General features: G+C 48.0%; 4 protein-coding genes and 1 pseudogene. 2 read left to right on the forward strand and 3 right to left on the reverse strand.

All coding sequences use genetic code 11. The features are described from left to right. A pseudogene (locus ACTIE6_RS14770) lies at nucleotides 1-248 on the forward strand (response regulator); the annotation flags it as partial. A 104-nt stretch (nucleotides 249-352) separates the two neighbouring features. Further along, on the forward strand, nucleotides 353-2776 hold the full coding sequence (locus tag ACTIE6_RS14775) for an ABC transporter permease (RefSeq protein WP_439557371.1): 2424 nt from the start codon (nucleotides 353-355) through the stop codon (nucleotides 2774-2776). A gap of 31 nt (nucleotides 2777-2807) precedes the next feature. On the opposite strand, the gene ACTIE6_RS14780 is transcribed toward ACTIE6_RS14775, so the two are convergent. The 3 genes from ACTIE6_RS14780 to ACTIE6_RS14790 all read right to left on the reverse strand — a co-directional run bounded on the left by ACTIE6_RS14780 (nucleotide 2808) and on the right by ACTIE6_RS14790 (nucleotide 6469). Next, on the reverse strand, nucleotides 2808-4478 hold the full coding sequence (locus tag ACTIE6_RS14780) for a sensor histidine kinase (protein WP_439557372.1): 1671 nt from the start codon (nucleotides 4476-4478) through the stop codon (nucleotides 2808-2810). Nucleotides 4479-4710: 232 nt separating this feature from the next. Beyond that, complete coding sequence (locus ACTIE6_RS14785; protein WP_439557373.1) at nucleotides 4711-5631, reverse strand: helix-turn-helix domain-containing protein; 921 nt, start codon at nucleotides 5629-5631, stop codon at nucleotides 4711-4713. Nucleotides 5632-5710: 79 nt separating this feature from the next. Continuing rightward, a complete protein-coding gene (locus ACTIE6_RS14790) occupies nucleotides 5711-6469 on the reverse strand; it encodes an SDR family NAD(P)-dependent oxidoreductase (protein ID WP_439557374.1) in 759 nt (252 codons plus the stop codon). Between the last annotated feature and the right edge of the window lie 89 nt (nucleotides 6470-6558).

The raw sequence follows: 6558 nt of genomic DNA on the forward strand, positions 1-6558 counted from the left end.
ATACAGACCCAGCTTACCCGGAAACCGCGCTGTTTCTCGACATCAATATGCCAACTATGAGCGGCTGGGAATTCCTGGACCATATCAGCCTGTTCCCCGCAGTGCTCAAAGCACGCATTTCCATTTTCATACTTTCTTCTTCCATTGATCCCAAGGATAAAAAAAGCGCTGAAAGTCACCCGCTGGTGAGTGGCTATTTTTCCAAACCGTTAAACCGGGAAGTTCTGAAAACGCTGCTGGCGGGTTAAAAAAACGATACTACGATCCACTTTCATTATAAAACTAACTGTTTAGTTTTTAAACTAACAAAGAAGTTATACATTTAGCCAACATCCGCATTCATCCGTTGGCTATGCTTCAAAATTACATCACAATTGCCTGGCGAAACTTGTTAAAAGACAAGTCGATTTCGTTTATTATGATTTTCGGGTTAGCATCCGGAATAGCTGCTTTTCTCCTGATCACGCAGTATGTATTCTCAGAGCTGAGTTATGATGCATTCCACTCCAAAGCAGATCGTATTTACAGGATCCGGCTTGATGATTATAAACAGGATGTGCTGACGAACAGCAGTGTGATCAGCTACCACGCCGAAGCACCTGCTATCAAAGATGCATTTCCCGAAGTGGAAGATTTTGTGCGACTACACAGGGCAGACGGTATGATCAGTTACCGGAAACCGACCGGCGAACTCGTCAGCTATCACGAGAAAAAAGCCTTCTACGCCGACTCCTCTCTATTCAATATGTTTTCATTTACGTTGCTGAAAGGCGATGCGCGCCAGGTGCTGCGAAGACCTGAGTCGGTTGTGATCTCGGAAACAATGGCGAGCAAATACTTTGGCCAGGAAGACCCGGTTGGTAAAACGCTGCGGTTAAGTTCAGAGTGGCAGGGAGGGGATTACATAGTGGAAGGTATTTTTGCCGATATCCCGCCAAACAGTCACATTCATTTCGACTTCGTGTTTTCCATTCAAAACCTGCTTAAAAATGAGCAGTTTGCTACCGGCGGCTGGTATTGGACCAATTTCTACACCTATCTCCTCTTGAAACCCGGCACCCCTCCTGTTGCATTGGAAACCCGGCTCTCCGGCTTGATCGAAAAGAATATTGGTAAGCGACTGAACAGGTATCAAATCCGGCAGGCATTCGTTTTGCAACCCCTCCGTTCCATTCACCTGCATTCACAAACAGCCTCAGAGATAGAAGCGAATGGAAAGATCGTCATCGTTTATGTACTGGTCCTGGTCGCATTCCTGATTCTCGCAATCGGCTGGCTCAATTACATCAATTTATCAACGGCGAAAGGCATTGAACGCGCACAGGAGGTTGGTGTCCGAAAAGCATTGGGTTCAGGAAAACGGCAGCTGGTTGAGCAGTTCCTGGTTGAATCTCTGGGATTTAACCTGCTGTCAGTGCTTATAGGCGCAGGACTTTTCGCACTGGGACTGATGTTCTTTGCAGACTGGATCCAGGCGACAAACGGCTTTTCCATGTTGCTAAGCCCCAAATTCTGGCTGGTATCCCTCACGACAATCTGCCTGGGCTTTCTGATTTCCGCATTTTACCCGGCTTTTGTGCTTTCCTCCTTTAAACCGATCGCCATTCTGAAAGGATACTTACCGAAGAAAGCCGGTGGCGAATCTTTCCGTAAAGCGTTGGTCGTATTTCAATTTACAATCTCGGTCTTCCTGATCATAGCCACGCTCGTCATTCGCCAGCAGCTCACTTTCATGCAGCAGCAGGATCTTGGAATGAACATCAATCAGAAACTGATCATCAAAGCCCCGAAAGTGTTGCGCACTGATAGCTTTACCAATGACATTCGTTTTTTCAAAGACCAGGCACTCGCACATACCGGTATCCGCCAGGTTACAGCCTCGTCCGAAGTGCCGGGACAGGAGATTTTCTGGACAGACGAGTGGCAGAGATTCCATCAGCCTGCATCCGAGTACAAGCTGTGCAGTATGCTGGCAGTTGATGAAGATTTTATCCCAGCCTATCAGATCAAGTTACTGGCAGGAAGAATTTTCCATAGCGATTTGATCCTTGACAATGAATCGGTAATCATCAATAAAAGTGCATTGCAGGCTTTTGGTTTTACAAACGCTGTACAGGCTATTAATCAGGAAATCGGAAATACTACTCCGAGAAAGATAGTCGGCGTAGTCGATGACTTTCACCAGCAATCGCTGAAATCGGCCAACCGGCCCATTATTTTCCAGCATATCCCCTGGAACAGCAGCTATATGACCGTGGCACTCGGCAGCAATAATGCGAAGCAATCCATTAAACTACTGGAAGCGACCTACGCAGAAGCCTTTCCGGGCAATGCATTTGAATTCTTCTTTCTTGACGACCACTTCCAGCAACAGTATGAGTCCGACGAGCGCGTAGCCACGCTTTTCAGCTGGTTTGCAGTAGTCGCTATCAGTATCGCGTGCCTGGGTCTGTTGGGGCTGGCGATGTTTACTGCTAAAAACCGGACGAGGGAAATTGGAATCCGGAAAGTACTAGGCGCTAGTGTTGGCAGTGTTGTTATGCTGCTTTCCAGGGATTTTCTTAAACCGGTCGGAATCGCGATCCTGCTGGCTTCTCCCCTTTCGTGGTACGCCATGACCTGGTGGTTACAGGATTTTGCCTACAAAACTGACATTCCGCTGTGGATCTTTGCAGCAGCCGGCCTGCTGGCGGTTTGCATTGCCCTGGTGACGGTGAGTTTTCAAAGTCTCAGGGCGGCGCTGATGAATCCCGTCAAAAGTTTGCGGGGCGATTGAAACCTGTCGAATGCGCGCGAAGCGCATTAAATTACTGACTATCCGGAAGGTATATCTGAAAAGTCGATCCATTGCCCGGGCTGCTGATCGCGGTGATCATCCCGCCCATGTTGACCACAATGCGTTCGCAAATGGCAAGTCCGATACCAGTTCCTGTGTACTCACTGCGGCCATGCAGTCGCTGAAAAACCTGGAAAATGCGATCCAGGTAAACAGTGTCAAATCCGATCCCGTCATCGGAAATATCGATGCGGAAGTAATGCGTGTCGGCTGCGAGCGACTGTTGCGCTTCCGGCAGATCTTCATGGGCGATCCGATGCGAATGGATTTTTATGGTTGGTGGTATGAAGTTTCCGTCACCATCGACTTTACGAAATTTGATTGCATTGCTCACCAGGTTTTGAAAAAGTTGTGTCAAGTGCGTTGTATTTCCAGGTACATCCGGTAATGGTCCAATCTCGAACCTGGCATCAGCCTGACTGATCTGTACTTCCAGGTCGGCCAACACCTGCTCTACAATGCGTTTCAGGGAGGCGAGCTCAGCCGGAACCTCGCTGATTGAAACGCGAGAAAAGGTGAGCAGATCGTTGATTAATGACGACATCCTTCCGGCTGCGGCGCTCATCCTGCTCAGGTAATCCTTCCCTTTCGGTGATGTTGTTTCAAATTCCGCCATTAACCTGCTTCCGAATTGCTGTATTTTCCGGAGCGGCTCCTGCAAATCATGTGAAGCTACATACGCAAACCGGTTCAAATCCTCATTGGAGCGGCGCAGCAGCAAATTAGCCTGCTGCAATCTCTGATTCCCTTCCGCGAGCTTCTTATTGCTGGCATCAAGCTCCTTGGTACGCAGCTCCACCAGTGCTTCAAGTGACTGCTGCTGTGTCCGTAGCAAAGTCACGTCCTGCGCAATGCCGGAAATACTCACGGCTTTTCCGGAGGAATTATAGTTTGTTTGTCCCTTCGTATGGATAATGTGCGCGTTCCCCGTTTTGCCGTGAATAATGGTATATTCTGCTTCAAACTTCCCGTCGCTCCCAGGTTTAAGGGCATCGAAAAATGCATTGACCAATTGGGCCCTTTCACTTTCAACAACATGGTTAATCGCGGCTTCAAGGTTCATATCCTTCGCATTCACGCCAAACATACTCAGATGGCGCTGTGAGAATGTTGCCTTTTGTGTAGCCACATCCATAGTCCACGTACCGAGTTGCGCTACTTCAATGGCATCCAGCAGCGACTGTTGCTGTTGCTGCATCAGGATCTGCTGCTGCTTCTCAAACAATGCCTGTTTGTCTATTTTCAATACCTCGGGAGTGAAATTCAATGTCTCCTGGTGCATTTCCGGCAGTTGAAGTATTTCGTCCAGTTTGCGGGTGAGCTCGTTATTCAAAGCAAGAAGCTGTTCATAGACAGCTTTGGCTTCCATATTATTTTGTTCAGAAATAAGCAGGTTTATCTGCGCGGCGAGTTTGTGGATACCAGCATGCAGCTCTTCAACTTCCCGAAGCTGGGTAATTTCAGCGTAGGCTATCATTGCGTGTGCGTACAGCCATGGACCAAGTCCGTGCGCATATCGGGTCAGCGCAGCTGCATTGACTGGTTCCCCGGCTTTTCCATTGATCTTCAGGTGCAGAGATTCTACAAAAGAACGATGATGATGTATTGCCTGCGCCAGGCCCGGAATGTGAAGTGAAATCAACTGCTGCTTCTGATAAAATGTTTGTGCTCTGGTCCGCCTTCTACAAAGCTTCAAACCAAATCTATCAGTAAATTATTAATTCCATGCCACTGCGAAATCGGACCCTCGACCAGCCGGGCGCGCCGGTTTCTTTACTCAGCGATATATAAAAGTGTTTTGCGAAGTAGCATAACAACCGGGACGATCCTAAAATCACCTTCTGGTTGTAAAGATTTTTTTCTACTCACCCAATTTAAGCATTCATAAAAGACTGCCTGAATTCCAGGGGCGACTGCCGCGTTTTGTTCTTGAAAAACTTGTTAAAACTCTGCGAATGTTCAAATCCGAGCTCATACCCGATTGCGCTCACCGTCAGATCCGTTGTCGAGAGTCTTTCCTTGGCCTTTTCCACGAGCTTTTCATGAATGTATTGCTTTGCATTCTGACCGATCAGTGAACGAAGTATGTCGCTCAGATAGCCCGAAGATACATTCAGTTGTTCCGACAGGTATTGCACCGTCGGTAGTCCGTTATCTAGCGCTTTTTGATTATTGAGATAGTCGTTGATCGCGCATTCTGCTCTTTCCAAAATGGTATTGCAGGTAGCTCTGCGTGTCACGAATTGTCGTTTGTAAAAGCGGCTGGCGTAACTTAACAGTAGTTCCAGCTGGGCAACCACAATTTCCTGACTGAATTCATCAACCCGGCTATTCAGCTCACGCGCTATGATATTATATATCGACAACACGATTTCTTTCTCCTGATCGGATAAATGCAGCGCCTCGTTTACTGAATAGGAAAAATAGGTGTACTGCTTGATCTTCTGCGCCAAAGGATAACCCAGCAGAAAATCGGGATGAATGAGCAGAACATACGATTCGCCACCCGCCTGATCATCTGCCGCACCTACCAGTTGCTGCGGCGCCATAAACATCATACTCCCCTCTTCAAAATCGTAATAATGCTGCCCGTATTTGAGCCTGCCGCTATTTTGTGCATTAAATTTTATTTTGTAAAAATCCAGTACGTCATAAACAGGCGGCTTTTGCATGTGGAATTGATTCTTCTCATTAAAATGTGTGAGGCTGATCAATGGATGCTGCGGCTTGGGCAGGCCAAGTGCCTGATGTATAGAAGAAATGGAGCGGAATCGGAGGAGATCTGACTTTTTCATTGTTGGCGTTTAAAATTGAAAAACAAAATCTGCGGCGAATTGATCGCCGCAGATGCGCATTTCTTGTTAGCAATGAAGGTTACCAGGGATAAACTTCCTGATTTGGTCCTGTAAAGAGTGCGGTGGGACCGTCTTCTTCCAGCGCTACCCGGATCGGTTCGAGTGAGCCTACTTCCACTGAATCCGTTCCCTCGAAGTTGTTAAGGGCAGTGGCTGTAAAGCCCGGGCTCACTGCACTTACCTTGATTCCACTTTTTTCCAGCTCGTTGGCAAATGCAACGGTCACTGCATTGAGCGCTGTTTTGGATGCGCCATAAGTCATTTCAAAGTGCTCCGCGTAAGGATTGTTCGGGTCTCTCGCCAGAGTAAGCGAACCCAGTATGCTCGATACGTTCACGATGCGTGGCGCTTTGGCTTCGCGAAGGAGTGGCAGGAATAGCTGCGTAACCACTACCACGCCAAATACATTGGTTTCCCATACGGTGCGCATTTCATCTACCGACGAAATGCTTGGACGATTACTGGCCATGATCTCTGCCAGCGTTCTTCCAGGCGCTCCCGCATTTGAAATGGCTGCATTGTTGACCAGCAGGTTCAGCCGGCCAAAATCCTGCTTCACCGTCGCAGCCGCATTTTCGACAGACTTCCTATCTGTCACGTCGATTTGAATGGCGCGCGCATTACTGCCGATCTTTTCGGCAGCGGCGAGGCCGTTTTGCAGATTACGTGAGCCGACATAAACGATATAGCCGTTCTCTGCGAGGGCTTTGGCAACCTGAAATCCCACTCCCTGATTGGCACCGGTAACCAGTGCTACTTTACTTTCCTGTGCTTGCATTTTTGTATCTGCTTTATATTTGAGAAAGCAAATTTCGGGTGATGCAGAGCGTCGTTTGTAGCCAAATCAGGGCGAATTGTAGCCAGATT

Origin of the sequence: Dyadobacter sp., assembly GCF_051859145.1 — a bacterium.
Taxonomy (GTDB): domain Bacteria; phylum Bacteroidota; class Bacteroidia; order Cytophagales; family Spirosomataceae; genus Dyadobacter.